We start from the raw sequence: 25,490 nt of genomic DNA, 5'->3' as shown, positions 1-25,490 counted from the left end.
ATGGCTTGCTGCTTCTAGCCTCCGCCACTCTCGCCGGGGTGGGGTGCCGGGCTGGAGCTGGACTCCTGGTTGGGTGCCCGGCCCGGAACAAGTGCCCACAGCGACGGCAGCAGGATGCAAGCCCCGACGGTGTAAGCGAAGTCCTCGATGGGGGCCAGCGCCAGCCGGATGCCGAGAATGAGGTCAGGGTTGTAGTCCACAATGCCAGCGGCGATCAACACGTTGTCGAACACCGCAGTTGCCAGCAGCAGCACGATCAGAGTGATTCCGATTGCCCGCCGGCTGGGAAGCAGCTGGCGTCGCGTCCGATAGGCCCAGGCTGCAATCACCAGAATTGGAATGAAGAAGATGATGTTGAGGATTAGATATGTCACGCCGCCGCCTTTCGCTCCCGGACGGCGACCGCCCCCAGCACATTGAGGGTGGTGTAGCACAGCAGCGCGAGGAAGAACGGTTCCTCAAGGGGCAGCTCGGGCGCGAGAAGAATTCCCGTCATGAGGTCGGTAACGCCGCGAAAGAAGATCCCGAGCGCGATACCGAAGAGGTCCCAGATGATGAAAAAGACAATCCCGAGGGTCATGGTCCAAAAGGCTTTGCGGGCGTCCCGCCAGAACGTGAGGCGAAACCTCCAATCCAGGAGCACCGAGCCACCGAGCGAGAAGAGAAGCGCGCCAAGATAGACCAGACTCATGTTCCCCCGCCAACCGTCCGCTGGTTACTGCCGGCAACCCCTAATCGTGTGCACATGTACCTTATTGTTCCCCACCGTCTAAGCGCTGACGCGCACCACCAATTCCGGAGACAGACGCAGACTCTCCGGGGCGCCGCCGGCCATCAACAAGTGCAATGCCTGTAGCCCAAGGCGCCCCATCTCGTGCATGGGCGAGCGGACTGTCGTCAGGTTCACGCCGGCGGCAAGCGGGGTGTCGTTGAAGCCCCCCACCGCAACATCATCGGGAACCGACAGTCCAGCTTCCTGAAACACCCCCAGGGCACCGATTGCCGCGAAGTCGTTGACAGCAAAGACTGCCTCCGGCATCCGGCCGGACGCCAGTATCCGCGCCGCAGCTTCCTGGCCGGCTGCGGGATCAAACCCGTTGTGTATGACCCATTCAGCGGGGATTCTGAGTCCCGCGTCGGTCAGCACATCAACGAATCCGGCGGTACGGTCACTCGACGTTGACGTTGCCTCGGATCCGGCAATCAACGCAAAAGTGCGCCGACCTGTGGCCAGGAAATGTTCGGCCATGAGCCTGCCCCCGGCGTAGTCGTCGCAGGTGACGCTGACATGGTCGCCGGAGGTGCGGCTGACGAGCACCAGCGGGACGCCGCGGGCGGCCAACTCGTCGAGGTATGGCTCTTGCAGGTGCGCGTCGCCGAAGATCAATCCATCGATGCGCCGGCCCAGCAACATCTCGGCCTTGGCACGCTGTTTGGTGCTGTCGTCCAGAGAGTTGGCGACCACCGCGAACAGACCGTTCTCTGCTGCCGCCTCATCGATGCCCTCATAGATGGTGGCCAGCACATAGTCCTGCAGTCGCGGGACAATCACACCCACAGTGTCTGAGCGCGCCGTCCGCAGCGACGCCGCATGCGGGTTTCGGCTGTAACCGCGCTCCCGGGCCAACGATAATATTCGTTCGGTGGTTTGCGGGGCGGCCCACTTCGATTCCACCCCGGCGGGGTCATTCAGTACCCGCGACACAGTAGAGACATTGAGGCCCAGCTCGGTGGCCAAAAGCTTGAGTGTGACGGGTACGGTGCCGTGCATGTTTCCATTTCGTGTCGAAAATGAGCCCAATGTAAACAGTTGTGAAATGTGTTGCGCTTCACATCTACTTCCCCATAGTATCGCTATCACGCACTACACAAACGTTTGCGGCATACGTTTGCTGCAATCGATTGACTGACCAGTTCGCCTACGCGGGGACAAGACAACCAGGGAGTGAGACAGCACGTGGCTTCGATTCGGATACTAGGGACGGGTGGCACCATCGCGTCCCGCGGGCAAGGTCCCGGCGGCGCCGTCGCCTCGGACAGCACCGAATCGCTGGCAGCTGCGCTGTCCGATGCGCACCAGGTCACGTCCCGGGATCTGCTCACCGTCGGGAGTTATTCCCTGGACCTGCATGATCTGCGGATCATCGCCGAGGAAGTCGCTGCCGAACTCGCCGAGCCCGGCGTCGACGGCGTCGTCATTACTCATGGCACTGACACCATGGAGGAGACAGCGTTCCTCCTTGATCTAGTGCACAACAGCCGCAAGCCCGTGGTCCTCACTGGGGCGCAACATCTCGCCGACAGTGACTCACCCGACGGCCCGCGCAACCTCACGGAAGCCGTCATTGCTGCGGCGGACAAGCACCTGCAGGGCGCCGGCGTGCTGATTTCCTTCGCCGGTTCGATTCGCAGCGCCCGCGGCGCCCGCAAGGCACACACCACCGCGGCCAGTCCTTTTGCCGGAGGGGTGGAGGTGGCGCACCTGGCTGGCGACGACGTCGTCGTCACCGCCGCCCCCTCACGTCTTCAGCCGTTACCGCTGCCCACCGCTGCGTTCGATGACGTGCACGTGGAGATCGTCACCGCCTACCCAGGCGCCACACCGGAACTGCTGCGTCATGCCGCAGCGACGGGAGCCAGCGCGGTAGTGCTCGCCGGAACGGGAATCGGTAACGCCGGAGCGGGATTCGCCGCCGCCGTCGCCGACCTCACCGCGGCAGGCGTGCCGGTGATTCTGAGCAGCCGCACCCCCTGGGGTCCGGTGATACCGACCTACGGCAACGGCGGTGGAAAAGACCTGGTCCGAGCTGGCGCCGTCATAGCCCGCGACCTCAACCCCTTCCAATCCCGGATCCTTGCCGCTCTGCTGCTGGCAGCGGATCCCGACCCGATAACCTTCCCGCACCGGTTCGCCGTCCATAGCTAATCGACCCGAACCACCCCCGCAGTACCTAGCACCAACCCATCCAGGAGGAACAGCATGACCAAGAAGATTTTTGTTTCAGTAGGCATTGACGTGGACGCCGTGGGTGGCTGGCTCGGCTCCTACGGCGGCGAGGATTCACCCGGAGACATCTCACGTGGCATCTTCGCGGGCGAGGTTGGCGTGCCACGCCTGCTGAAGGTGGCCCAGGACCGCGAAATGCCGGTGACCTGGTTCTGGCCCGGACACTCCATCGAAACCTTCCCCGAGCAGTTCGAAGCCACCGTCGCCGCAGGCCACGAGGTGGGCGTGCACGGTTACAGCCACGAAAACCCCATCGCGATGTCACGCGAACAGGAGACCGAGGTGCTGGATCACTGCATCGACCTGTTCACCACCCGCACCGGGAAGAAGCCGGTGGGTTACGTGGCTCCGTGGTGGGAATTCTCCAACGTCACCAACGAGATCCTGCTCGAACGCGGCTTCCTCTACGACCATTCCCTCATGCACAACGACTTCACCCCCTACTACGTGCGGGTGGGTGACTCGTGGACCAAGATCAACTACGACGCCGCCTCCGCCCAGGAATGGATGAAGCCCCTGGTTCGCGGCAAGGAAACCGACCTGATCGAAATCCCTGCCAACTGGTACCTCGATGACCTGCCTCCCATGATGTTCATCAAGGGCAGCGCCAACAGCCACGGTTTCGTCTCCCCCCGCGATATTGAGCAGATGTGGAAGGACCAGTTCGACTGGGTCTACCGCGAAATGGACTACGCCGTGTTCCCTTTGACGATCCACCCGGACGTCTCCGGCCGGCCCCAGAACCTGTTGATGCTTGAACGCCTCTTCGACCACATCGCCGGCCACGACGGCGTCGAGTTCGTGAACATGGAGACGATCGCCCGCGACTTCTCCGCCCGCTACCCCCGCACCGCACCCTAACCCGCTACCCGGCACCAGAACAGGATCCCGCCATGACCTCCACCTCAACCCCCAAGAGCCCGCCCGTCGAAGTCGCCCCCTGGGACGTCGAAATTACCCCGCAGGTAGTCCGCAAAGTCTCAGTGGTCTGTTTCATCGCCTGGGTTATCTCGGTGTACGACTTCACTCTCTTCGGAACCCTCCTGCCGGTGATCGCTGACGACTTCGGCTGGAGCGCCGCCGAGTCCACGGCAGTGAACACCATCGCTCACGTCGGTATTTTCATTGTGGCTCTCGCGGTGGGCACCATTATCGACCGGTTGGGCCGCAAGAATGCCCTGATCGTCCTGATGCTCGGCGGTGCGGCAGCGGCAGGGTTCACCGGCCTCGCCGCCGGTGCGGTCAGCCTGATCATCATCCGGTCATTCTCCGGGTTCTCCATGTCGGAGGAAGTGGTCAATGCCGTCTACCTCAACGAAATTTACCGGAAGGTCAAGAACCGCGGCCTGATGTACTCGATCGTCCAGGGTGGCTGGCCAGTGGGGGCCCTGCTGTCCGCGGGCCTCTCGGCACTGTTGCTGCCAATCATCGGATGGCGTTGGAGTTTCGTCGTCGCCGCGGTCATGGCCTTGCTGGTCGCGGTCATGGCCTCCCGCCTGCCTGAATCGCCCACCTTCGCCGCGATCAAGGAGGTTCGCCGTCGTCAGGCCGCCGGGGACATCGAGGGAGCCCGCGAGCTCGCTGCCCAGCATGAACTCGAAGAAGGCAGCCACCACAAAACCGGCATCAAGGACGTCTTCACTCCGGAGCTGCGCCGCCACACCATCCTGCTGTCGCTGGCCTGGCTGTTCAACTGGGCTGCGATCCAGGTCTTCTCTGTTCTGGGCACCACCGTCCTGGTGGAAGCCAAGGAGGTAACCTTCGAAAACGCCCTGCTGATCCTGGTCCTCGCCAACGCGGTTGGCTTTGCCGGGTACGTGTTTCACGGCTGGCTCGGCGACCGCATCGGCCGGCAGAAGACCGTCATCATCGGCTGGTTTGGCGGCGGCGTCGCCAGCTTGATCATGCTGCTTGGCCCAAGCAGCGACGTATTCATCATCTCCATGTACGCGATGACCCTGTTCTTCCTTACCGGCCCGTACGCCGCCCTGCTCTACTACATGGGCGAGTCCTATCCTGCCCACGTTCGCGGTATGGGTACCAACGTGGCCCACGTGATGGCCCCCTTGGGCGGTATTGCAGGCTCCGGTCTGCTGAGCCTGATGCTGTTCCTCGGCCTGGAAATGCAGTGGGCAGCAATCATCACCGGCACCGGCGGGCTCTTCATCTCGGCGCTGTGCATGGTCGGCACCCGCAAGGTCACGCAGCACACCACCCCCACGGCGGCGGCAGTATGATCCGCGATGACGGGCTCGAAGGCAAGGTAGCCGTCATCTCTGGTGGCGCCAGCGGGATCGGGCAGGCCCTTGCCGTTGCCTATGCCCGCGCCGGCGCCCACACGGTGGTCGGCTACCTGGAAAGCGATCCGCACGACGTCGCCGACACGGTGGCGCTGGTGGAGGCGGCAGGCGCCACATGTGTTGCAGTGCCGGTGGATGTCCGCAGCTACGCGGACACAGAGAATATGGCACAAGCCGCCCTCGACACCTTCGGGCGGCTGGACATCGCCATCGGAGCCGCCGGAATCCTCCGGCGCGCATCACTTGCGGACATGACGGACGACGCGTGGGAGGACATGATGGCGGTGGACCTCTCCGGGGTAATGCGCACCTTCCGCTCCTGCGCCGCCCGCATGAACAACGGCGGGGCGATGGTCGCCACTTCCTCCATTGCTGGCGGGGTGTACGGCTGGGAGGACCACAGTCACTACGCGGCGGCGAAGGCTGGCTTGCTAGGCATGTGCCGGTCCCTCGCCGTCGAACTGGCGCCGCGGAAGATCCGCGTCAACGCTGTGATTCCGGGACTGATCGAAAGCCCGCAGTCACTCGATGGCACGAATTCCCTGGGGAAGGACGGGTTGGACGCGGCCGGCGGGATCATTCCGTGGGGCCGGGTAGGCCACGTGGACGAAGCCGCCAGAGCGATCAGGTTCCTGACCAGCGACGATTCCTCCTACGTCACCGGGCAGCAACTGATTGTCGACGGCGGCCTCACCGTCCGCTGGCCAAGCTAGACGCCCCGGCTCGCTCATCTTTCCTCCACCATTTGCAGTTAGGACCCCGATCATGACCCAACTTCGCGGCAAAACAGCCGTCATCACAGGCGCCGGCAGTGGTATTGGAGCGGCCATCGCCAGGCTCTACGCCGCCGAGGGTGCGAACCTTTTCCTGCTGGATGTAGACGAGGCCCAGGCCGACGCCGTGGCCGTCGAATGTTCGTCAACGGGTGTCACTGCTGTAGCACGACGGGTGGATGTCATGGAGAGCGACGACGTCAAGGCCGCCATGGATGCCGCTGCGGAGCTGCTGGGCGGGATCGATATCCTGGTCAGCAGCGCCGGCATCCTCGACGAAACCCCGTTTCTGGAGCTCAGTCCGGAGGTTTACGACCGCACGATGGATGTGGACCTGCGCGGAGTCTTCCTTGCCGCACGCTGGGCCGCGCCGCACATGGTGAAGCGTGGCGGCGGTCGGATCATTAACATCTCCTCGCAGTTAGGCATCAAGGGCGGCACCGGTCTGGCGCACTATGTGGCAGCGAAAGCAGGCGTCATTGGTCTCACCAAGGCCCTCGCATTGGAGCTGGCACCGCATTCAATCCTGGTCAACGCCATTGCGCCCGGGCCGATCTTCACCCCGTTGATCGAAGGTCTTTCGGATGAATGGAAAGCAGCAAAGCAGGCCGAGCTGCCTGTCGGCCGTTTCGGCACGCCTGAGGAAGTGGCGCCCACGGCGCTGCTGCTCGCCTCGTCACCCGGCGGTAACCTCTACACGGGCCAGACCCTCGGCCCCAACAGCGGCGACGTGATGCCGTAGGCCACTGCTTACGGTGTTTTGCTCAAGGTAGAAGAAACCCAGTGTAAGAAGAACTAAACGCGGGATGATTTCCTGCAGGAGGGCTAGCGATGTGCGGAGCCTGTCCCGGCGGCGCCGGGATCTCCCGAATATCCGGGTATGCCACCCTGACCGGTATGCGGCCGGCCGTAGGCGCCCTCCTGCAGGAAATTGCCGGAAAGCGGTTAGTAGTCAAACCCTTCGGTGATGCCTGGATGGTCAGCACCCGCCTGGGCAGGCAGACCATTCTTCCTGGACTGGAGGAGGTAGCAGCCGAGATAGTGTCAGGTCCCATCGACTGGCTGGCGGTCACTGCCCGTACCGGCGAGGCGGTCACCGGGGCCGCCCCCGAGTTGGCTTGCCCGTCGGCTCCGGTGCTGGAACGGATTGCTACGTCCCCGCTACCGACGCATGACTCCCTCAGCGAAACGGCTCCGGAGCTGACTCCTGGACAGTTAACTACGGGACTCCTGGTGCGGGCAGCGAACGCACTCAGCTGAACCGTCGCCGTCGTCAGGTGCCCGGTTGGCGCCGCAGCCCCCAAACGCTTGACAGATTTTGCCCCTCGTCTCATATTCAAAGGGCATCAGTAACCAAAGGGGCGACCGTGACCACCAGGGCTTCAGCTCGCGAGTACCTTTCCGGGCGCCTCCGGGACATCTTCGCCTCCTATCCGAATGTGCGGGAAATACGGATGTTCGGCGGCGTCTCGTTCATGGTCAATGACCGCATGGCTGTTGCCGCCGATCGCTCCGGTGACCTACTGGTACGCGCAAACCCAGCGGAGTACGACAACCTGCTTCGCCGCGGCGCAGTGCCGGCGCTCATGGGCAAAGAAAAACCCATGGGGCGCGGATGGCTGACAGTGTCACGCGACCAGCTCGACGACGAAGCAGAACTGGCCTACTGGGTCACCATCGGCGTCGAATCGGGAAAGATCGGCTCCGCAAACGCGTCAGGGTGACAACAGCCCTTGATCGATGCAGCAGGCAATCTTGACCATGCGGGTCGGATCACCGGCGTTCACCGCACGCGGTCAACGATCTGACCGCCGTTGCCAGATTGCACTTATTTCAGATATGTCAGATAATAAGTGCAAGTAAAAAGAGGAGATGTTGTCATGGCGGCTCTAACAGCCATCCAAAATGTTCGAACTATCGATGTGACCACCTCGCAGAGCGAGGAAGCAAAAGAGGTATCGCGCCGCTTTGACGAAGTGGATCCTGGCGACCTTCAGATTAAGATCGAATCTTCTTCCGGGGAGGCAATTGTCGTGCCCGATGGACTCAGTGACCTGCTTCAGACTGTGGTGCGTTTGGCCGCTGCTGGCCAGCCCTTCGGTATTACCCAATTCCCAAAGGCCCTCACCAGTGTGGAAGCAGCGAAGATGCTGGGCATCTCGCGCCCTACCCTGTTGAAACTCGCTGCCTCTGGGCAGATCGCTTCTCATAAGGTGGGGTCACATACCCGTTTTAACCGGTCCGATCTTCGTTCACTGGCCGAGTCGCGCCTTGCTGATCAGAGAAAGTCCTTCGGAGATCTACTGGAATTCGAAGATTCGTTGGGATTCGACAAAGATTAGTTCTGACCATAGCCACGGCCCCCGGAACTGCATAGGCTAGCCCTTATGCAGCCGGGGGCCACGCTTATCTTCCTTGACGCGAATATCCTCTATTCGCGAACTCTTAGAGACTGGTTCGCTCTGATTGCTCTAAATTCCGGCCCCGAAGGCATCGGGTTGCGATGGAGCGAAGACGTATTAGCTGAGTGGCTCTACAATCGCCGACGTAGAAACCCCGCCGCCTCCGATCAGGACATCGGACTTTGGCGCAAGAAGTTGACCGACGCGTTTCCCGAAGCAGTGATCCGAGGCTACGATATCGACCCGACTCTCGTCGAGGGCAAAGATAAGTTTGATGCGCATGTGTTAGCTGCTGCAGATCATGGGTGCGTCGATTACCTGGTCACCAACAACTATGAAGATTTCTTTCCTTACGCGGATCTATTTGAATTCGAAACCTATGTGGCCGATGACATGCTCTGTCTCATTATGGAGCGTCGGTCAGACGCCGTGCTAGCCGCCCTAAGGATGCAGTCCCAATATTGGGGTTGTCGTGATGGCTCGAAAACACTTGTCGCTGCGTTAGTCGATGCTGGGGCACCAAACTTCGGCACACACATTCAATCGGTGCTAACCAGAATGGCAATATCGGGCGAATATTAGATCCAGGTTTCCTGGACGAGGACGCCAGCACCGGTTTGATTGACACGCTCGCGCTCACCGTGACCTCGTCCTCCAATAGCCTTTCAGACTGTTGCAGGGACCTTTTCTTCGTTTCGCTCCGTGTGATTGCACCGGGGGTCGAATTGTCGCCGTGGTGTTGCCGCTGGCGCTGCCCGCGCCGGGGATCACCACGTTCGAGACCCCCCGCNGGCCGGAAAGCTACCGTCTGAGCGCTTTCCGGGCGAGTACGTTGCCGAGCAGCTGCACCGCTTGCACCAACAGGATGATCACGATCACCGCTGCCCAGGTGACCCAGGGGTTGAACTGCCGGTAACCGTATTGGATGGCGAAGTTGCCCAACCCGCCGCCGCCCACGTACCCGGCAACCGCTGACATGTCGACCAGCGCCACGAAGATGAACGTGTACCCGAGGATCAGCGGGCCGAGGGCCTCGGGGATAAGGATGGTCAGGATGATGCGGAGGCGCCCGGCCCCGACGGATCGCGCCGCCTCGATCACGCCGGGTTGGACAGTCAGGAGGTTCTGTTCAACGATGCGGCTGATCCCGAATGCGGCGGCCAGCGACAGGGTGAAGATGATGGCGCTGTTGCCAATTCCGGTTCCGGTGACCGCCCTGGCCAAGGGTTGTGCCGCGGCGAGGAAGATGATGAACGGGATGGGCCTGAAGATGTTCACGATGATATTCAAGGTGCTGAACACGGCGCTGTTGCCGAGGATACTGCCGGCTCGGGTGGTGTAAAGCCCGATGCCGAGCAGGAGTCCACCGAGGCCGCCAAAGAACAGGCTGAACCCGACAATGTAGAGGGTCTCGTAAGTGGCGACCCACAGCTCCGGGGTGAGGTCAATGAGGGAATCCATCAGCTGAGCTCCTTCACAGTGATGCGACCGGACAGCCCGGTCAGCGCAGCGTCGACCGCGCCGTCGGGCCCGGTGAGTGCGAGGGTGAGATGGCCGAATGCGCGGCCCCGAATGTCGTTGATGCCGCCGTAGATCAGTTCGAACTCGACGCCGGCGGCCGCCAACTCGAGGAACACCGAGGCTTGCGAGGAGTCGCCGTCCCGGAAGGAGAAGGTGACGATCCGGCCGGTGTGCCGCTCCTGGAGAACCGCGAGTTCGTCGGGTGAGGGGATCCCCCGGACCACGGTGGAAACGAACCGTTGGGATGAGGCCTCGCGCGGATTGGAGAAGACGTCGAACACATCGCCCTGCTCCACGATCCGGCCGCTGTCCATCACCGCCACCTTCGTGGCGAGGGTCTGGATGACGTCCATTTCGTGGGTGATCACCACTATGGTGATGCCCAACTCCTCATTGACCCGCCGTAGCAGGCGCAGCACCTCATGGGTGGTCTCGGGGTCCAACGCCGACGTCGCCTCATCGGCGAGCAGGATTTTTGGCGAGGTGGCGAGTGCCCTGGCGATGCCGACGCGCTGTTTCTGGCCGCCGGACAGCTGTTCGGGGTAGTTGGAGGCCTTATCGGCCAGTCCCACAAAGTCGAGGAGTTCGGTGACGCGCGCCTGGATTTCGTCCCGGCTCTTCCCAGCGACGCGCAGGGGGTAGGCGACGTTGTTCCAGACTGTTTTGGCGTTGAACAGGTTGAACTGCTGGAAGATCATCCCGATGTCGAGACGTAGTTTGCGCAGTTGCCGGTCCGGGACGTTGGTGACCTGCTGGCCGTCGACAATGATGGTGCCGCTGCTGGCCTTTTCGAGAGCGTTGATCAGGCGGACCAGGGTGCTTTTCCCGGCTCCCGAGTAGCCGATGATCCCGTAGATCTCTCCAGCCTCGATGTCGAGGCTGACGTTGTCAATCGCGTGCACCGGAGCGTCGCCGCGGCGGCCCGGAGGGAAGCTTTTGGTAACTCCCTGCAGGGAAATGAGTGGCATGGTGTTCCTTGATAAACGGCCCTGCGGCCAGCCGGGATCGCCAGCTGGCCGCAGGGCAGGGAGGGCTGGTTAGCCTTGGGCGCGGGTGTCTTCCTCGACGGTGTCGAGGGTCGTCTGCAGCTCATCGGGGGTGACCTGAAGGAACTCGGCGGTCCCGCCCGAGGTCTCCTGGACGGCGTCCTGCACCTCCTGGTTTTCCTGGTAGATGCTGATCAGCTTCTGGTACGTCTCGTTGCCCTCTTCGCCGGCGCGGGCGGCGAACACGTTCACGTACGCGACGGCGGCAGGATCGGTCGGATCGTCCTGGGCAATGGCGTCCTCGAAGTTCAGGCCAGCGTCCTGGACAAAGTCGTTATTGATGATGGCGGCGGCGACGTCGGGCAGCGAGGTGGGGGTCAGCGACGCTTCGAGCGTGGTGACGGTGACCTTGGACGCGTCCTCATCAATGTCGTCGATCGTCGAGAAGGCGCTGCCGCCGTCGTCGAGCACCACCAGACCGGCGGACTGAAGGACCAGCAGCCCGCGGGCGAGGTTGCTCTCGTCGTTGGGGACAGCAACCGTCGATCCTTCGGGGATCTCCTCCACCGACCCGTACTGGGTTGAGTACAGGCCCAGCGGGTAGATGGCCGTGGAGCCGATCGGGGCCAGCTCCTCTCCGCTGGATACGTTGTAGCGGGCCAGGTACACCAGGTGCTGGAACTGGTTGAGGTCCAGTTCACTTTCGCTTAGCGCGGGGTTGGGCTGGGTGTATTCGGCGAAGTCGATGACCTCCAGCTCGATGCCTTCCTCGGCAGCGGCCTCGGTGAGCAGGCCCCATTCCGGGTCGCTGGCGCCGACGACGCCGAGCTTGATGCTTTCATTTCCGGAACCGGACTCGCCCGAACCACCACATGCCACAGTGAGGGCGAGGAATGGGGCAACGGCGATAGTGAGAAGGGTGCGGGATTTCATGGGGGTTTTTCCTTTGAACGGGGTACGTCAGTGGGGTCCGGTCGGCCGATAACACGGGCCAGGCGTTACCACTGGACAGGCAGATAGGCAGGAGTGAAGTGCTGCGATAACTGCAGCGACATTCGGGGAGTTTCCTCGGGGTTACATGCTGGCTCGCTTCAAGATGGCGGGCGGTATCCACGACGACCCCTCGGCGGGGTCAATTCTGGATACGCCGTACTTGCCGTCCGGGGACTTGTTCCGGCGGCCGAATCTTCACCTGGAGCACCCCGCTACGGGAGAGGGTTGCTGGTCAACCGGCCAGGGCCGTTGGTTGACACTCTTGATTCTGGAGATCACGCTAAGGCAGAAAATTTGTTGGGTCAAAACCTGGCCGTTACCGGTCGTCATAAATGACTTGCGCGTACCCGTTCCGTTCATCGGTCGGGCATGCGAGGATCGCCTTCATGGATGAAGAGTCGATCACTCAGGTTCTCGAACAGTATGCTGCAGCCGTATTCGGGAAGGATGTTGATGCCCTGCTGGCCCTGTACGACGACGACGTCCGGGTTTTCGACTTATGGGACGTGTGGAGCCACCAGGGTGCAGACCCGTGGCGGGAATCAGTGGCCGGGTGGTTCGCTTCGGTGGGGGATGAGCGCGTCAGGGTGGACTTCGATGACGTTCAGACTCTGGTTACCGAGGACCTGGCAACCGTGCACGCCATCATCACCTACCGCGACATTGGGCCCGACGACGTCGAACAGGACTCCATGCAGAACCGCCTGACCTGGGTTCTGGGGCGCCGCGATGGTGACTGGAAAATTGTGCACGAGCACACGTCAGCTCCGGTCAACGGCGAGACTTTCAAGGTCAACCTGCAACGCTACTGACCAACCAGTTGGGGTTCTCCCAGGCGCATATTATCGGGCCGCGGAATGAACCACGGTTCGAGGTCCTCCGCCGACATGGGGCGGGTGTAGAAGTAGCCCTGCGCGAGGTCGCAGTCCAGCTCGGTCAGCGCGTGTAGCTGGGCTGGCATTTCAACGCCTTCGGCGACGGCGATCAGGTTCGTGGCGTGGGCGAGCTGGATGCAGGACGCAACAATCGCGTGGTCCTTGCTGTCGGTAGTGAGCCCGGCAATGAAGGAGCGGTCGATTTTCAGTTCGTCGATCGGAAAGCGCTTGAGATAGGTGAGGCTGGAATGGCCAGTACCAAAATCGTCGATTGCCAACCTGACGCCCAGGGCCTTGAGAATTTCGAGGGTCCGCAGCGCGGCAACTGGATCCGCGGTGAGCGCCGTTTCGGTGATTTCCAGGGTCAGGAGCCCCGGAGCAACACCATGGCGTTCAAGCGCTTCAGTGACCATTTCTTCGAGGCGGGGATCGCTGAGCTGGATGGCTGAGATATTGACTGACATTCGTACTGGGGGCCGTCCCGCCGCAGAGCGGTGCCATGTGGCCTGTTGCGCGACGGCAGCGTTGATCACCCAGGCTCCGAGCGGCAGGATAAGCCCGGATTCTTCGGCGAAGTCGATGAAAGCTGAAGGTGCCAGCAGGCCCTTATCGGGGTGATCCCAGCGCACCAGTGCCTCGAATCCGTTCATCTGGCCGCTGACGAGGTCAATCTGGGGCTGGAAGAAGAGGCATAACTCTCCGTCCTCGATGGCACGGCGCAGTTCACCGCGGCGATTCAGCTGGCCGTCGTCGGGATCGCTGTGCATGCTGCACTCCACCTCGCAGCGGTTACGGCCCCGCTTCTTGGCCTGGTGCAGTGCCGCGGCAGCCCGACCCACCAGCCGGTCAGGGTTGTCAGTTTCGCTGGCCATCGAAACGCCAATACTGACCGTGATTTCAATGCTGGTCCCGCCAACCGCCATCGGCGCGCTCAGGGCCTCCAATAGCTCGGCGGCCACCGACTGCGCCTCCCCGGCGTCGGCGAAGTCAGCCAGTACCGCAAATTCGACACCCGACAACCGAGCGACGACTGCAGATGGATGCACCGCGGCACGGATCCGCTGCGCGACGATACTCAGAGTCTCATCCCCAGCAGCGATCCCCAGACCGACATTGACCGTCCGGAAGAAATCCAGGTCCACGATCAATAGTCCTCGGCGCTGTTTCCTGCCGGCCCGCTTTGCAAGGCAGAGCTGAAGCTCCGCCAGAAATCCACCCCGATTGAGCAATCCGGTGAGCGAATCATGGGTCATCAAATAATCGAAGCTAACCTTTGCCTGTGCAGGATTTCTGGCCTGTTCAAGGACACAGCTTCGCACTTCGGCGAGCGCCCGTGTGTAAGAACTGCTGTGATCAGACGCCAACTCTTCATCGGTCAGGCCGGTGGGGGTTTCGTCGATTGATGAATGGCTATTGGTGCTTGGTACTGGATCGAGCATGGGGGCGATTCGCTTTCCTGGTCATTCGACCGGAGTCTAAGGTTCAGCGACCGGGATATCTCAGGCCACAGAGTATTGCCTAGAAGGGCTTCGCTATCTACCAAGCCGCGTTGCGGATACAGGGTAGTCGCTTGTGAGCCTGCAGGACGGAAGTGGTCAACGGGAATGGCTGAATCCCATGAGAGCCTTCTTTCGTTCGAAACGGATGGAAGAGATCACGGCGTGCGCCAAAGCGTCCGATTTGCCAAATAATCGTTATTCTTCACAATTCCGATTCCTATTTCAGTGTAACCGCGACTTGAAACAAAGTCGGCTTATTTCGTTGATCCTGTGGCAATCCTGCGCGGCTCCTCGCTTCGGTCCCCTCCCAAAAGGAATACCCGGTTTCAGGACTCCTACAATCGCCCGTTCGGGAACACGGCTTTGCCTAACGAGTTCCGCACGGCTTGCCCGGTCCGGTGGGCAATTCAGGCAGCGGTGGGCAACTTTTCCCTCACCGATCTCCGGGTAGACCCCCTTTGTCTGGATTGCTCACCGCGACGAGACTCTTGACGCCGCCACTCGCGCGGCGGAAGAGGAGGGAGGCTACTTTGCACCGGAAACCACGGCTAGGCCTTCGCCTCCTTCGCCGCTGCCTTCGCCGCACGCTTGGTTTCACGCACCTTCGTGAGGGATTCGGGGTCCACGATGTCGGCGACTGAGCGGTAACTGCCCTCCTCGCCGTACGCGCCCGCGCTCTCACGCCAGCCGTCGCCGTCGTACCCGTATTGCTTGCCCAACAGTGCAAGGAAGATTCGGGCCTTCTGTTCCCCAAAACCGGGCAGTGCCTTGAGCCGCTTATAGACCTCGGCACCGTCGGGGTTGTCCCTCCTCCAGATTTGGGACGCGTCGCCATCCCAGTCGTCGAGCAAAGTGGCGCACAGCGTCTGGATTCGCGCGGCCATGTTCCCCGGGTAGCGGTGCACGGCGGGCGGCGTGCGGCAGAGTTCAACGAATTCGTCGGGATCCTTGTGGGCGATCGTCTCCGCGTTGAACGCGCCCAGCCGGTCCTTGATCTTGGCCGGGCCAGCGAAAGCCGTTTCCATCGCCACCTGCTGGTCCAGCAGCATCCCGATCAGCAGGGCTAGAGGCTCCTCGGAGAGCAACCTGTCGGCGGCGGGATCGTCGGTGATGTTCAGGTGCGCAGTCATAGCCCCGAGTTTAACGCGAGAACCCCCGGCAGGAGTAGCTCCTGCCGGGGGTTCACTAACGCGAAACGCTAGTTCAGCGTTGAGGTGTCGATGACGAAGCGGTAGCGGACGTCCGAGGCGAGGACGCGCTCGTAGGCTTCGTTGATCTTGTCTGCGGAGATGACCTCCACCTCGGCGCCCAGGTGGTGCTCGGCGCAGAAGTCCAGCATTTCCTGGGTTTCCCGGATGCCACCGATCAGGGAGCCGGCGAACGAACGGCGGCCACCGATCAGGGCGAATGCGTTGACGGGCAGCGGCTCGGCCGGCGCTCCAACGTTGACGAGCGCGCCGTCGAGAGCCAGCAGACCCAGGTAGTCACTGATGGGGAGGGTGGCACTCACCGTGTTGATGATCAGGTCGAAGGAGCCGGCGAGGTCGGAGAAGGTGTTCTCGTCACTGGTGGCGTAGTAGTGCTTGGCCCCCAGACGCAGCCCGTCTTCCTGCTTCTTCAGTGACTGCGAAAGCACCGTTACCTCGGCGCCCATCGCTGCGGCCAGCTTCACGGCCATGTGGCCGAGTCCGCCCAGGCCTACGATTGCAACCTTCTTGCCTGGTCCGGCGCCCCAGCGTTTCAGAGGCGAGAACGTGGTGATGCCAGCGCACAGGAGCGGTGCGGCGACGTCGAGGTCGATACCTTCGGGAATCCGGATAACGAAGTCCTCGGTGACGACAATGTGGGTGGAGTAGCCACCCTGGGTGATGGAGCCGTCGCGGTCCTTGGCGCCGTAGGTGCCGGTGTTGCCCTTGAGGCAGTACTGCTCCTCGCCGGCTTCACAGTTCTTGCACTCGCCGCAGGAGTTGACCATGCAGCCGACGCCCACGCGGTCGCCGACGGAGTGCTTGGTGACGTTGGAGCCGACCTCGGTGACGATCCCGGCGATCTCGTGTCCTGGCGCCAACGGGTAGGTCTGGGGTCCCCAGTCACCGCGGACGGTGTGGATGTCGGAGTGGCAGATTCCTGCGAACTTGATGTCGATCAGCACATCGTCGGGGCCGACGTCGCGGCGCTCGATGGTGGTGGCGATGAGGTCCTCGGACTCGGATGGCGCGGCGTAAGCGTTGACGGTCGTAGGCATAGATAAGCTCCTGCAGAATTGGTTGCGGAAAAATTTGGTCCCCCTCACCCAACGCCAGTGGACGGCGACGTATTCCTCAGCGGTGGCGTGAAACGATCAGGGCAACCGTGAAGGACGCCGGATCGTGGCCTCCCCAGCGCGGTCCGGTTCCAGTAAAACCGGGCTCACCAGTACCGCCGGACCGCGGTGCAGCGCCCCGTCCGCCAGCACCTGACAGCGCACTCCGCCTCGGCCGCGCATCGCCGCGTGGGCTCCCGGCGCCAGCATACGATCCATCCACACGCATGGATGCGCGGGCCGTCCGGCTTTCAACCGCACGACGTCGCCGGCGGACTCCAGCTCAAACTCCAGACCCAGCAGCGGATGCAGTTGGGCACCCCGCAGAATCACGTTCCGCCGGGCCAGCAACGGATCAAAAGGTTCAGCGGCCAGGCCACTGGCAATATCCTCGAGCGCTTCCACCGCCATCACCGTCACCGCGGCGTCCATGTGTGCGGCCTTGCCGAAGAACCGGTCCCCGACGATTCCCTTCCCGGCTACCAGGGCTACCCGGTCGGCGTCGGTCGTGGGCACGTCGGCGGCACCGTCGCGGGCGCGGCCAAAGTAGGCGTGGGCCGGTGAGACGAGCAGGTGCAGCACCTCGACGTCGTACCGGTAACGTTCAGTCATTGTCCAAGGCTACCGCGGAGTTGTTTTGACCTAATCAAAACAACTCCGTACAGTAGAGGTATGCCACAAGGTACCGCCTCGCAGACCCAACCCGATGCTCTTCGGGCCATTATCAGCGAGTCGGGACTGAAGGTGACTGCGCCTCGAGTGGCGGTGTTGGAGATTCTCCAGAGCGCACCCCATTCAAGTGCTGATCAGGTTTTTAATGAAGCACGAAAGAGCCTGAGCAAAATATCGGCCCAAACTATCTACGGGATTCTGGCGTCGTTCACCGGTGCCGGATTGGTCAGACGATTCGACCCGCCCAATTCTCCCGCCCTGTTCGAGTGCAGGGTGGGCGACAACCATCACCATCTGTCATGCGTTGGCTGCGGGTTGGTGCAGGATGTTGACTGCGTGATCGGCGAGGCACCATGCCTCACCCCCTCCGATGATTCAGGTTTCACCATTTACTCGGCCGAGGTCACTTTCAACGGCCTGTGTCGCACTTGCCAGACCAACGGCTCACCCGAAACCGGCTAAGCCACTTCTCATTCTCACGGCCCGCTGACGCGGCATTCCGTGATCAGTTCTGCCCAAAATCACCACTTCAACGCTGAACCGTTCGGCAATTTCGCCGCGCCCAAAAATAGGAGCTTCACCATGTCATTGATGAACCGCACCACCACCACACGCCCGGCCGCCGCCCATCGGGCAGCAGTCACCCCCGCCCGCCCGATGCCCCTGCTCGGTGGGCGCTACGTGACGACGCCGACCTCCGGCACCCCAGCCGAGGGAACCTACGTCACTACCCGTAGCGGCGGGACGGTCCAGGTCCGCGGCACCTACGTAACCTCATCAAACCGGTCCATTCAGGAACATTCAGAGGGCCGCTACACCGACCGCGGCTAAGAGCCAGGCTCGGGAGGCTCACCCCCTACCACCTAACCCTTCAACAATCCTCGGATGATACTGCTCTATCAGGCATCATCCGAGGATTACTGGTTTCAGCGGACCCCCGAGTGGCCGTCGTCCGCGCCGTCGACGACGGCCACCTCGCCATCGTCACTGCCCGGCGCCACTACTTGCCCAAAGGTCCCCTCCGCCGGAAGCATGCTAGCCTGACTGCGTTGCAGGACGCCTGCCCGCGAGTAACCGTTCCCCCATTATTGGGATTGATTAGCGGCGAAGATTGCAGAGCACCTGCCCCCGTATGGGTACAAAACACCCACGAATCGGTTGGCCGCGCGCCGCCGAAAGACATAGCTATGCGCTCTGTTTGATTGCCTCAGGTAATTTTCTACGGGATTGACGCGCTTGCGCCCTCATTCGGGGCTCGGTCTCCGCGCCTGGAACGCTTGCGGAGGGGACGGCCCACAGGAGGCCAGCGTGATGACGATGTCGAGTTGCAAGCGTTGCTCGTCGTGACGAAGGGATCACAGTGCCTAACGATGCTGAGTTGTATCAACTAAGTGGATGGATGGTGATTCTGCTTCTTGTACTCCTCTACGGTGGCACCCTGCTGGTGTCCGCCTACATTGGTAAAAAGAAGGAGAACGCCGACGGCTACATGACCGCCGGCAACAAGGTGGGTTTCGGTATCTCCGCTGCGAGCATGACTGCCACCTGGATCTGGGCGGCTTCAATGTACGCATCCGCCACCTCGGGCTACACCTACGGCATCTCCGGGCCAATCCACTACGGGCTGTGGGGTGCCCTGATGATCCTGTTCATCTACCCTTTCGGGAAACGCATCCGCGCAGTAGCGCCGAAAGCCCACACTCTGGCCGAGGTGATGCACGCCCGCCACGGCCGGTCCAGCCAGTTGATGCTCGCCGGCTCCAACATCGTTGGCAGCGTGATCAGCCTGACCTCCAACTTTATTGCCGGAGGCGCCCTCGTAGCATTGCTCTCCCCCTTCAGCTTCGGGCAGGGTGTACTCGCCGTCGCCGTCGGCGTCCTCATGTACACGCTGTGGTCCGGCTTCCGCGCCTCGGTACTGACCGACTTTGCGCAGGTGGTCGCCATGCTGGGCGCCGTCGCGATCATCATCCCGGTGGTGTTCTTCGCTGCCGGAGGTCCCGGCATGTTCACCCAGGGGGCCGGTAACCTGACCCCCGAGCAGTCCAACTTCTTCTCGAGTGACGCGTTCCTGAACCAGGGTGCTCCCTATATCGCTGCTGTGCTGGCCTACGCCATCGGCAACCAGACCATCGCGCAGCGGCTGTTCGCTGTCCGCGAGGACCTGATCAAGAAGACCTTCGTCACCGCGACAGTTGGTTACGGTGCCACCGTGATCGGCATCGGCATGATCGGGGTGATGGCCCTGTACCTGGGTATCAGCCCCACCGGCGGCGACGTCAACAACCTGATCCCGCAGATGGCATCCACCTACCTGGGCCCCGTACTGCTGAGCCTGTTCTTTGTGATGATCCTCGGCGCGCTGTCCTCCACCGCCGATTCGGACTTGTCCGCACTGTCCTCGATCATGATGGCCGACGTTTACGGCAAGAACATTGCGACGAAACCCAACCCCAAAACCATGCTGCTGGTCGGCCGGATCACCATGATCGTGGCGACTGCCGCGGCCTTGATCTTCGCCAGTCAACAAATGGACATCCTCGACCTGCTGGTCTTCGTGGGAGCCCTGTGGGGGGCCCTCGTGTTCCCGGTCATCGCCAGCTTCTACTGGAACAAGGTGACCAACAGGGCGTTTACGACGTCGGTGGTCGTGGCCTTGGCCGTCTTCATCCCCGTCAGGTTCTCCTGGTTCTCGATGGACGGCGTCACCGGGATCCTGTTCGACATCCTGTCGGCTGCCGGAATTGGCATTGTCCTGGGCCTGATGGTGTTTGGCTTCTTCGGCCTGAAACCAGCAAAAATCGCTGGCGCCGTCGCCGCGCTTGCCTCGGCCCCCTTCGTCATCGGGTTCCTGCACGATTACACGGTCCTCACCGGTTCGCTGGTGGCCTACGCCGTGAGCACCATCGTCTGCTATCTGATGTCCGTCAGGAGCAAACAGGACTTCGACTTCGCCCTGATCAAACAGCGCATCGGCGACTATGACCCCGTGGCCGACGACGCCAGCAACACCCCTGACGACGACCTGGACGGCGCCACGCTGTCCGCCCGAAAGTAGGAGATCACCATGGAAACAATCCTTCTCACCGTGTATGTGCTGATCTGGCCGGTCATCGTTGCAGGGGTCCTCTGGACCGTCTGCCGTGGCTTCTTCAAGGACTGGTCTGAATCCCGGAAGGCCGGTCGAAACATCATCTAGTCGCTCGGTCGGGGCGATCCCTCTGGACGAGCAGCGGGAATGCGTCGGGACCGCAACGGGTTGATCCGGGTATGAAGCGAATAGGTTTTCTATCCTTTGGTAACTGGTCCTCCGCGCAGGGATCGCGAACCCGCACCGGAGGTGAGGCGCTGCTGCAGGCCATCGACCTGGCGGTGGCCGCGGAGGAGATCGGCATTGATGGGGGCATCGTTCAGGGTGCACCATTTTGCCCGGCAGCACGCTTCGCCGTTTCCGCTGCTCGCCGCCGTCGCCGCCCGCACCAGCCGTATCGAGATCGGCACCGGCGTCATTGACATGCGGTACGAGAACCCGCTCTACATGGCGGAGGAAGCGGCCGCGGCGGACCTGATCAGCCGCGGCCGGCTGCAGTTGGGTATCAGCCGGGGATCGCCCGAGCCAGCTGTTAATGGCGCCGCGACCTTCGGCTACGTTCCGGTCGACGGCGAGGAGTACGCCGACCTGGCACGCCGCCATACCGAGGTGTTCCGCTACGGAATCAGCGGTGCCGGCATTGCCGAGGCCGATCCTCGGATGGGCAGCGGTCTGCTGCCCATCCAGCCGCAGTCTCCTGGTCTGGGTCAACGGATCTGGTGGGGCGCCGGCACCCGGAAGACCGCTGTCTGGGCGGCCGAACAGGGCATGAACCTGATGAGCTCCACCCTGTTGACCGAGGACACTGGCGTGCCGTTCGACGAGCTGCAGGCCGAGCAGATCCAGATGTTCCGTGACACCTGGGCCGAACAGGGCCACACCTTTGAGCCCAGGGTGTCGGTCAGCCGCAGCGTCATTCCGCTGGTCAGCGACGAGGATCGCCAATACTTTGCGCTGAGCGCCCTGCGGGAAACCCGCGACCAGGTCGGAGTGCTCGACGGCGCCCTGTCCCGGTTCGGGAAGAGTTACATCGGGGAGCCGGACGTCATCGCTGAACAGCTCGCCAACGACGCCGCCGTCCAGTCGGCAGACACGCTGATGCTCACCGTCCCCAACCAGTTGGGCGTGGACTACAACGCGAAGCTGTTGGAGAACGTTGCAGCGCATGTGGCCCCAGCTATCGGGTGGCGGCGCTCCTCACCTCTTGAAGCTGCCGCCCGCCGCTAGCTCAGGGGATGAGCTTGTCCGCACGGTAGCGCTCGAAGAGGTCGGTGAACGCGTCGAACGTGCGGCGGTAGCCGGTAAAACCGGCGATGCGGCTCTTGCTCATATCGGCGACTACCTCAAGGTTCCTGCCGAGGTCGCCGTCGGTGTGCCACCAGGAGGCCACCCGGTCCAGGCGCGGTTCCGCCAGCCCGTGAGCCGTGACGAGTTCCTGCCACTGCGCGTCGGCTCCGGCCATCTGGACCTCGAGTGGCCGTGGCTGGTCTCGGAACCCTTCGGCTTCGACCCCAAAGTGTGCAGCGAGTTGCTGCCACATCCAACGCCACCTGAACACGTCGCCGTTGACCACGTTGAAGGCTTCGTTGGCCCCGTTAGGCGACGTGGCTGCCCAGACCATGTGGTCGGCGAGGAGTCCGGCGTCGGTCATGTCAGTCAGGGAATTCCACTGGGTTTCAGAGCCCGGGAAAATGAAGGGGCGGCCGGACTCCTTACACAGCGCCGCATAGGCTGAGAGGGTCAATCCCATGTTCATCGCGTTGCCAACAGCGTGCCCGATAACCGTGTGCGCGCGGTGCACCGACCAGGTGAAGCCCTGCGCCGCAGCGGCGGCCCACAGCTCGTCCTCCTGCGCGTAGTAGAAGTTGTTGACCGGCAACCGTGGCTCTTCTTCGTGGAACGGCGTGTCCGGCATCTCGCCCTCGCCGTAAGCTTCGAACGGCCCGAGATAGTGCTTCAGCCCGGTCATCAACGCCACGTGCGCCACCGGCTTTCCGACCAGAGCCTCCAGGAGGTTGCGCAGCATCGCGACGTTCACCCGGATGTTCGCTTCCTCGGTGTCCTGGCGGGCCCAGGCGGTAAAGAACACCTGGGTGGGTGCAACATCAGCGAGCGCGTCCTTCAGCGACTGGGGCGAGGATAGGTCGGCCGGAACGTACCGCACGTTGGCTTTCGGGGTTCCTTCGCTCCGAGACATGGCGAGCACCTGCCATCCCTCGCCAGCGAGTTTCTCTACCAGGGCTGACCCAGCAATGCCGGAGGCGCCGACTACCAATGCGATACCGCCTGTTTGCGCGTCGGACAGGGGTGCCTGCTCGTTGTGACTCATCGGGTCTCCTTGTGGTGCGATTTGTGTGACAGCACCCGCTCGAGTGAACTGTCCTATCTACGGCAAGCCAGTGGTCCACCGAATAATTCCGCACCGATTCCCGGTGGTCGGGTCTTATGGCACTGCTGTTCGAGAGTGTCGCCACCGATGATTGAACAACTGACCGATGATGAAAGACGATGATGACGCTAGAAACGCCCGAGCCAACCCGACCGGTCACGGTCTTCCTTCTGGATGACCATGAACTGGTCCGACGTGGGCTTCGGGATCTCCTGGAGGGCGAAGGATTTGCTGTCATAGGCGAAACCGGGTCTGCTGCTGAGGCAGTTCGCCACATTCCAGCCCTGGCACCCGATGTGACCATTCTGGATGCCCGCCTCGCCGACGGAAACGGGATCGAGGTGTGCCGTGATGTCCGGTCAGTGGACCCGTCGCTGCAGTGCGTGATCCTCACCAGTTACGACGACGACGACGCCGTACGGGGCGCAATCCTGGCTGGCGCTGCCGGCTACATTCTCAAGGAAATTGTCGGATCGGACCTTCTGGAGAAGGTGCGCCGTGCAGCCAACGGGGAGTCACTGTTCGATGAGGACGTCAAGGCACGGGTTATTGCCGGTTTCACCGCCGTGCAGCCCGAGGACCCGCGCCTCGCGGGACTGACCGTCCAGGAGAAGAAGGTGCTGGCGCTGATCGGGGCCGGGATGACCAACCGGGAAATTGGCGCCGAACTGTTCCTGGCCGAGAAGACCATCAAGAACTACGTGTCCTCCGTGCTGGCAAAACTCGGGTTCCAGCGCCGGACACAGGCGGCCGTCTACATTTCGCGCCCGCGCACCTAGCCCGCCCGGCCCTCCAGCCCCGGTCAGCCCGACCGTACCGCGCGTCCCGGTCCTCTAACCCGTTCCCGTGGGCAACCTGGACATCGGTGCCCACAATCTCCACCCAAAATGCCCAGGTTGACCCGGCCTGTCCAGGTTGCTCACCGGATCGTCAGCTCAGGGGCAGTATCACGTCGATGGTGGTGCCGTGGCCCAGGGAGGATTCGATCCTGACCTCTCCGCCGAGTTCCTCAGCCCGCTGCTGCATGTTCCGCAGCCCACTGCGACGCCCGGTCTGCTCGAATCCCTGGCCGTTGTCAGCGATCCGCAGGTTGACTGAATCCGTGCTCGCAGACAGCGTCACCATGATGGTGGTGGCCTGAGAATGTTGCAGCGCGTTGGAGAGTGCTTCCCGAAGGATTGCTTCCACATGGGCCGCCGTCGCCACCCGGACCACGGTGTCGAGTGGTCCGGAGAAGTGGATGACCGGTTCGACGTCGGAACCGTCGAGGGACCGGCGGACAAGCGCGAGGATCCGTGAGCTCAGACTGTCCTCGCTGTTCGTCACCGATTGCAGCGAGTAGATCGTGGCCCTCAGCTCACCGATAGTCGCGTCGAGCTCAGTAGTGACGGAAGCGATCCGGGCGAGGGGCTCCTCCCCGACCACATGCTTTCGAAGACTCTGAATACTGAGTCCGGCGGCGAACATCCGCTGAATGACCAGGTCGTGGAGGTCCCGGGCAATCCGGTCCCGGTCTCCGAAGACGGCGTCCTGTTCGCGCTGGATCTGCATCTGGGTCAGTTCCAGGGCCGTGGAAATCTGGGAGGCGAACGCGGCAACCATTCGCTGATCCACGGGCGAAAACGGCGGATCATCCTTGGTGCGGGCAATGACCAGGAACCGGGCGTGGCTGCCCCGGTCGGTGATCCGGGTGTACATGGCGGCGTCGAACACATCGGGCTCTGAGTTGGGCAGCACGTCCTGGAGGTCGCGCCCGTTGAGAACTGCTGTATCCCTGAACGGAAGCGTTACCTTGCGGAGGGCCGTCCCGTCACCCACAAGCCGCCCGCGAAAACTGTCGCCGTGCAGGCCGAGAGCCACCTCGCAATACAAGGCCTCGTCGGGCGCCATCCGGGTAAGGATGAGGATTAGGGATGCGCCGGAGGCAGCCTTCGCGTGTTCGGCAACGATCTCCACATCGCTGAGGTTCAGCTCCGAGGAGGAGTTCAGGAGCGCCTGAACCGCATCCTGTCCGCATTCCAGCCATCGGGAACGTCTCGTCTCAGCTTCGAAGAGGCGCATGTTTTCGATGGCCACCCCGGCCGCCGCCGCGAGGGCAACCGTCAGATCCTCATCGGACTGGGAGAAGTCCCCACCGCCGTTCTTTTCGGTCAGATACAGGTTGCCGAAGACCGTGTCGCGCACCCTGATCGGCACACCGAGGAAGGACGTCATCTGGGGATGACCCGCTGGGAACCCGAAGGATGCGGGGTGTTGGCGGAGGTCTTCGAGGCGAAGTGGTTTCGGCTCGCTGATAAGCAGCCCGAGCACCCCGTGTCCTACGGGCAGTGCACCGATCTGGCTGATCTGGTCCCCGTCGAGGCCCACGGTGATGAAATGACTCAGCACTCCGTCCGGACCGATAACACCAAGGGCCGCGTACTTCGCGTCCACCAGCCGGCAGGCCGCCTCCACCACCCGTTCCAGCACGGTCTGCAGACCCTGGTTTTCCGCGATGGCAGCGAATCCTGCCAGCAGATGGTCAATTTCCCCCGCGGACTTCAGCGGAGGGGGCACGTCATCGGGATCTGTGACTGGGGTGGTTCGGATGGGACTCATTGTGCGACTCCAGTGAGTTGAACCCTGGCCTTCGATTCGTTGTCGTGGTGAAAATGAAGGAGCATACAGAGGCTGACCCGGC

Annotated in this window: 27 protein-coding genes, 1 pseudogene and 1 riboswitch; of the genes and pseudogenes, 16 read left to right on the top strand and 12 right to left on the bottom strand. The window is 62.4% G+C overall.

Going from position 1 to position 25,490, the window contains the following annotated elements; translation table 11 throughout:
* Positions 1 to 14: 14 nt before the first annotated feature.
* The 3 genes from B384_RS20705 to B384_RS0116400 form a co-directional block, all read right to left on the bottom strand.
* Positions 15 to 374 (bottom strand): lycopene cyclase domain-containing protein, encoded by a 360-nt coding sequence (locus B384_RS20705; RefSeq protein WP_019484185.1) that lies wholly within the window; start codon positions 372 to 374, stop codon positions 15 to 17.
* The gene (locus B384_RS20700; protein WP_019484184.1) at positions 371 to 691 is read right to left on the bottom strand and encodes a lycopene cyclase domain-containing protein; all 321 of its coding nucleotides are present in this window, start codon (positions 689 to 691) and stop codon (positions 371 to 373) included. Before B384_RS20700 ends, B384_RS20705 begins: the two co-directional genes overlap by 4 nt.
* A gap of 78 nt (positions 692 to 769) precedes the next feature.
* Positions 770 to 1,771 (bottom strand): LacI family DNA-binding transcriptional regulator, encoded by a 1,002-nt coding sequence (locus tag B384_RS0116400; protein ID WP_019484183.1) that lies wholly within the window; start codon positions 1,769 to 1,771, stop codon positions 770 to 772.
* Positions 1,772 to 1,945: 174 nt separating this feature from the next.
* Here B384_RS0116400 and B384_RS0116395 point away from each other — a divergent pair, with 174 nt between their 5' ends.
* The 9 genes from B384_RS0116395 (at position 1,946) to B384_RS0116355 (ending at position 9,064) form a co-directional block, all read left to right on the top strand.
* Positions 1,946 to 2,926, top strand: coding sequence for an asparaginase (locus tag B384_RS0116395; RefSeq protein ID WP_237715346.1), 981 nt, complete (start codon positions 1,946 to 1,948; stop codon positions 2,924 to 2,926).
* Positions 2,927 to 2,980: 54 nt separating this feature from the next.
* Positions 2,981 to 3,868, top strand: a complete 888-nt coding sequence (locus B384_RS0116390; RefSeq protein ID WP_019484181.1) for a polysaccharide deacetylase family protein — start codon at positions 2,981 to 2,983, stop codon at positions 3,866 to 3,868.
* Positions 3,869 to 3,900: 32 nt separating this feature from the next.
* Positions 3,901 to 5,244 carry an MFS transporter gene (locus tag B384_RS0116385; RefSeq protein ID WP_019484180.1) on the top strand — a complete coding sequence of 448 codons (1,344 nt, stop codon included), beginning with the start codon at positions 3,901 to 3,903 and terminating at the stop codon, positions 5,242 to 5,244.
* A complete protein-coding gene (locus B384_RS0116380; RefSeq protein ID WP_019484179.1) occupies positions 5,241 to 6,020 on the top strand; it encodes an SDR family NAD(P)-dependent oxidoreductase in 780 nt (259 codons plus the stop codon). Before B384_RS0116385 ends, B384_RS0116380 begins: the two co-directional genes overlap by 4 nt.
* A gap of 52 nt (positions 6,021 to 6,072) precedes the next feature.
* Positions 6,073 to 6,822, top strand: a complete 750-nt coding sequence (locus tag B384_RS0116375) for an SDR family NAD(P)-dependent oxidoreductase (RefSeq protein WP_019484178.1) — start codon at positions 6,073 to 6,075, stop codon at positions 6,820 to 6,822.
* A gap of 155 nt (positions 6,823 to 6,977) precedes the next feature.
* Complete coding sequence (locus B384_RS0116370; protein ID WP_156809133.1) at positions 6,978 to 7,340, top strand: hypothetical protein; 363 nt, start codon at positions 6,978 to 6,980, stop codon at positions 7,338 to 7,340.
* A 107-nt stretch (positions 7,341 to 7,447) separates the two neighbouring features.
* Entirely contained in the window at positions 7,448 to 7,804 is a 357-nt protein-coding gene (locus B384_RS19380; RefSeq protein WP_019484176.1) for a TfoX/Sxy family protein, read from the top strand.
* Between the two features lie 156 nt (positions 7,805 to 7,960).
* Complete coding sequence (locus tag B384_RS0116360; RefSeq protein WP_019484175.1) at positions 7,961 to 8,422, top strand: helix-turn-helix domain-containing protein; 462 nt, start codon at positions 7,961 to 7,963, stop codon at positions 8,420 to 8,422.
* 45 nt (positions 8,423 to 8,467) lie between these two features.
* Positions 8,468 to 9,064, top strand: a complete 597-nt coding sequence (locus B384_RS0116355; protein WP_019484174.1) for a PIN domain-containing protein — start codon at positions 8,468 to 8,470, stop codon at positions 9,062 to 9,064.
* Positions 9,065 to 9,283: 219 nt separating this feature from the next.
* Here B384_RS0116355 and B384_RS0116350 read toward each other — a convergent pair whose 3' ends face one another.
* The 3 genes from B384_RS0116350 to B384_RS0116340 form a co-directional block, all read right to left on the bottom strand.
* Positions 9,284 to 9,943 (bottom strand): methionine ABC transporter permease, encoded by a 660-nt coding sequence (locus B384_RS0116350; protein WP_019484173.1) that lies wholly within the window; start codon positions 9,941 to 9,943, stop codon positions 9,284 to 9,286.
* Entirely contained in the window at positions 9,943 to 10,971 is a 1,029-nt protein-coding gene (locus B384_RS0116345; protein ID WP_019484172.1) for a methionine ABC transporter ATP-binding protein, read from the bottom strand. The genes B384_RS0116350 and B384_RS0116345 overlap by 1 nt, the downstream gene beginning before the upstream one ends.
* Positions 10,972 to 11,040: 69 nt before the next feature.
* The gene (locus tag B384_RS0116340) at positions 11,041 to 11,922 is read right to left on the bottom strand and encodes a MetQ/NlpA family ABC transporter substrate-binding protein (RefSeq protein ID WP_019484171.1); all 882 of its coding nucleotides are present in this window, start codon (positions 11,920 to 11,922) and stop codon (positions 11,041 to 11,043) included.
* 211 nt (positions 11,923 to 12,133) lie between these two features.
* Positions 12,134 to 12,250, bottom strand: a riboswitch (SAM riboswitch).
* Positions 12,251 to 12,368: 118 nt separating this feature from the next.
* Here B384_RS0116340 and B384_RS0116330 point away from each other — a divergent pair.
* Entirely contained in the window at positions 12,369 to 12,794 is a 426-nt protein-coding gene (locus B384_RS0116330) for a YybH family protein (protein WP_019484169.1), read from the top strand.
* Here B384_RS0116330 and B384_RS19375 read toward each other — a convergent pair.
* The 4 genes from B384_RS19375 to B384_RS0116310 all read right to left on the bottom strand — a co-directional run bounded on the left by B384_RS19375 (position 12,788) and on the right by B384_RS0116310 (position 17,270).
* Positions 12,788 to 14,296: a putative bifunctional diguanylate cyclase/phosphodiesterase gene (locus B384_RS19375; protein WP_019484168.1), complete on the bottom strand. Its 1,509-nt coding sequence runs from the start codon at positions 14,294 to 14,296 to the stop codon at positions 12,788 to 12,790. The genes B384_RS0116330 and B384_RS19375 overlap by 7 nt on opposite strands.
* A 608-nt stretch (positions 14,297 to 14,904) precedes the next feature.
* Entirely contained in the window at positions 14,905 to 15,486 is a 582-nt protein-coding gene (locus B384_RS0116320; protein WP_019484167.1) for an HhH-GPD-type base excision DNA repair protein, read from the bottom strand.
* Between the two features lie 68 nt (positions 15,487 to 15,554).
* A complete protein-coding gene (locus B384_RS0116315) occupies positions 15,555 to 16,601 on the bottom strand; it encodes an NAD(P)-dependent alcohol dehydrogenase (RefSeq protein WP_019484166.1) in 1,047 nt (348 codons plus the stop codon).
* Positions 16,602 to 16,697: 96 nt separating this feature from the next.
* Positions 16,698 to 17,270 (bottom strand): MOSC domain-containing protein, encoded by a 573-nt coding sequence (locus B384_RS0116310; protein WP_019484165.1) that lies wholly within the window; start codon positions 17,268 to 17,270, stop codon positions 16,698 to 16,700.
* Between the two features lie 60 nt (positions 17,271 to 17,330).
* Between B384_RS0116310 and B384_RS0116305 the strand changes: the two genes are divergently transcribed.
* From B384_RS0116305 to B384_RS19370, 5 genes and pseudogenes are all read left to right on the top strand, one after another.
* On the top strand, positions 17,331 to 17,792 hold the full coding sequence (locus B384_RS0116305; RefSeq protein ID WP_024475884.1) for a Fur family transcriptional regulator: 462 nt from the start codon (positions 17,331 to 17,333) through the stop codon (positions 17,790 to 17,792).
* 120 nt (positions 17,793 to 17,912) lie between these two features.
* Positions 17,913 to 18,161 carry a hypothetical protein gene (locus B384_RS0116300; protein ID WP_019484163.1) on the top strand — a complete coding sequence of 83 codons (249 nt, stop codon included), beginning with the start codon at positions 17,913 to 17,915 and terminating at the stop codon, positions 18,159 to 18,161.
* A gap of 568 nt (positions 18,162 to 18,729) precedes the next feature.
* Positions 18,730 to 20,388: a sodium:solute symporter family protein gene (locus B384_RS0116290; protein ID WP_019484162.1), complete on the top strand. Its 1,659-nt coding sequence runs from the start codon at positions 18,730 to 18,732 to the stop codon at positions 20,386 to 20,388.
* Between the two features lie 9 nt (positions 20,389 to 20,397).
* Positions 20,398 to 20,529, top strand: coding sequence for a putative transporter small subunit (locus B384_RS21220; protein WP_019484161.1), 132 nt, complete (start codon positions 20,398 to 20,400; stop codon positions 20,527 to 20,529).
* Positions 20,530 to 20,600: 71 nt separating this feature from the next.
* Positions 20,601 to 21,648, top strand: a pseudogene (locus tag B384_RS19370) (LLM class flavin-dependent oxidoreductase).
* A gap of 1 nt (position 21,649) precedes the next feature.
* Here B384_RS19370 and B384_RS0116275 read toward each other — a convergent pair.
* Positions 21,650 to 22,750, bottom strand: coding sequence for an SDR family oxidoreductase (locus B384_RS0116275; protein ID WP_019484159.1), 1,101 nt, complete (start codon positions 22,748 to 22,750; stop codon positions 21,650 to 21,652).
* A 182-nt stretch (positions 22,751 to 22,932) separates the two neighbouring features.
* Between B384_RS0116275 and B384_RS0116270 the strand changes: the two genes are divergently transcribed.
* Positions 22,933 to 23,589, top strand: coding sequence for a response regulator (locus B384_RS0116270; RefSeq protein ID WP_019484158.1), 657 nt, complete (start codon positions 22,933 to 22,935; stop codon positions 23,587 to 23,589).
* Positions 23,590 to 23,740: 151 nt separating this feature from the next.
* On the opposite strand, the gene B384_RS0116265 is transcribed toward B384_RS0116270, so the two are convergent.
* Entirely contained in the window at positions 23,741 to 25,408 is a 1,668-nt protein-coding gene (locus B384_RS0116265; protein ID WP_019484157.1) for a GAF domain-containing sensor histidine kinase, read from the bottom strand.
* Positions 25,409 to 25,490 lie beyond the last annotated feature (82 nt).

The organism is Arthrobacter sp. TB 23 (assembly GCF_000294595.1).
Classification (GTDB): Bacteria; Actinomycetota; Actinomycetes; order Actinomycetales; family Micrococcaceae; genus Arthrobacter_D.
Note: the sequence above shows the minus strand (reverse complement) of the source record. Positions and strands in the feature narration are given on the sequence as shown.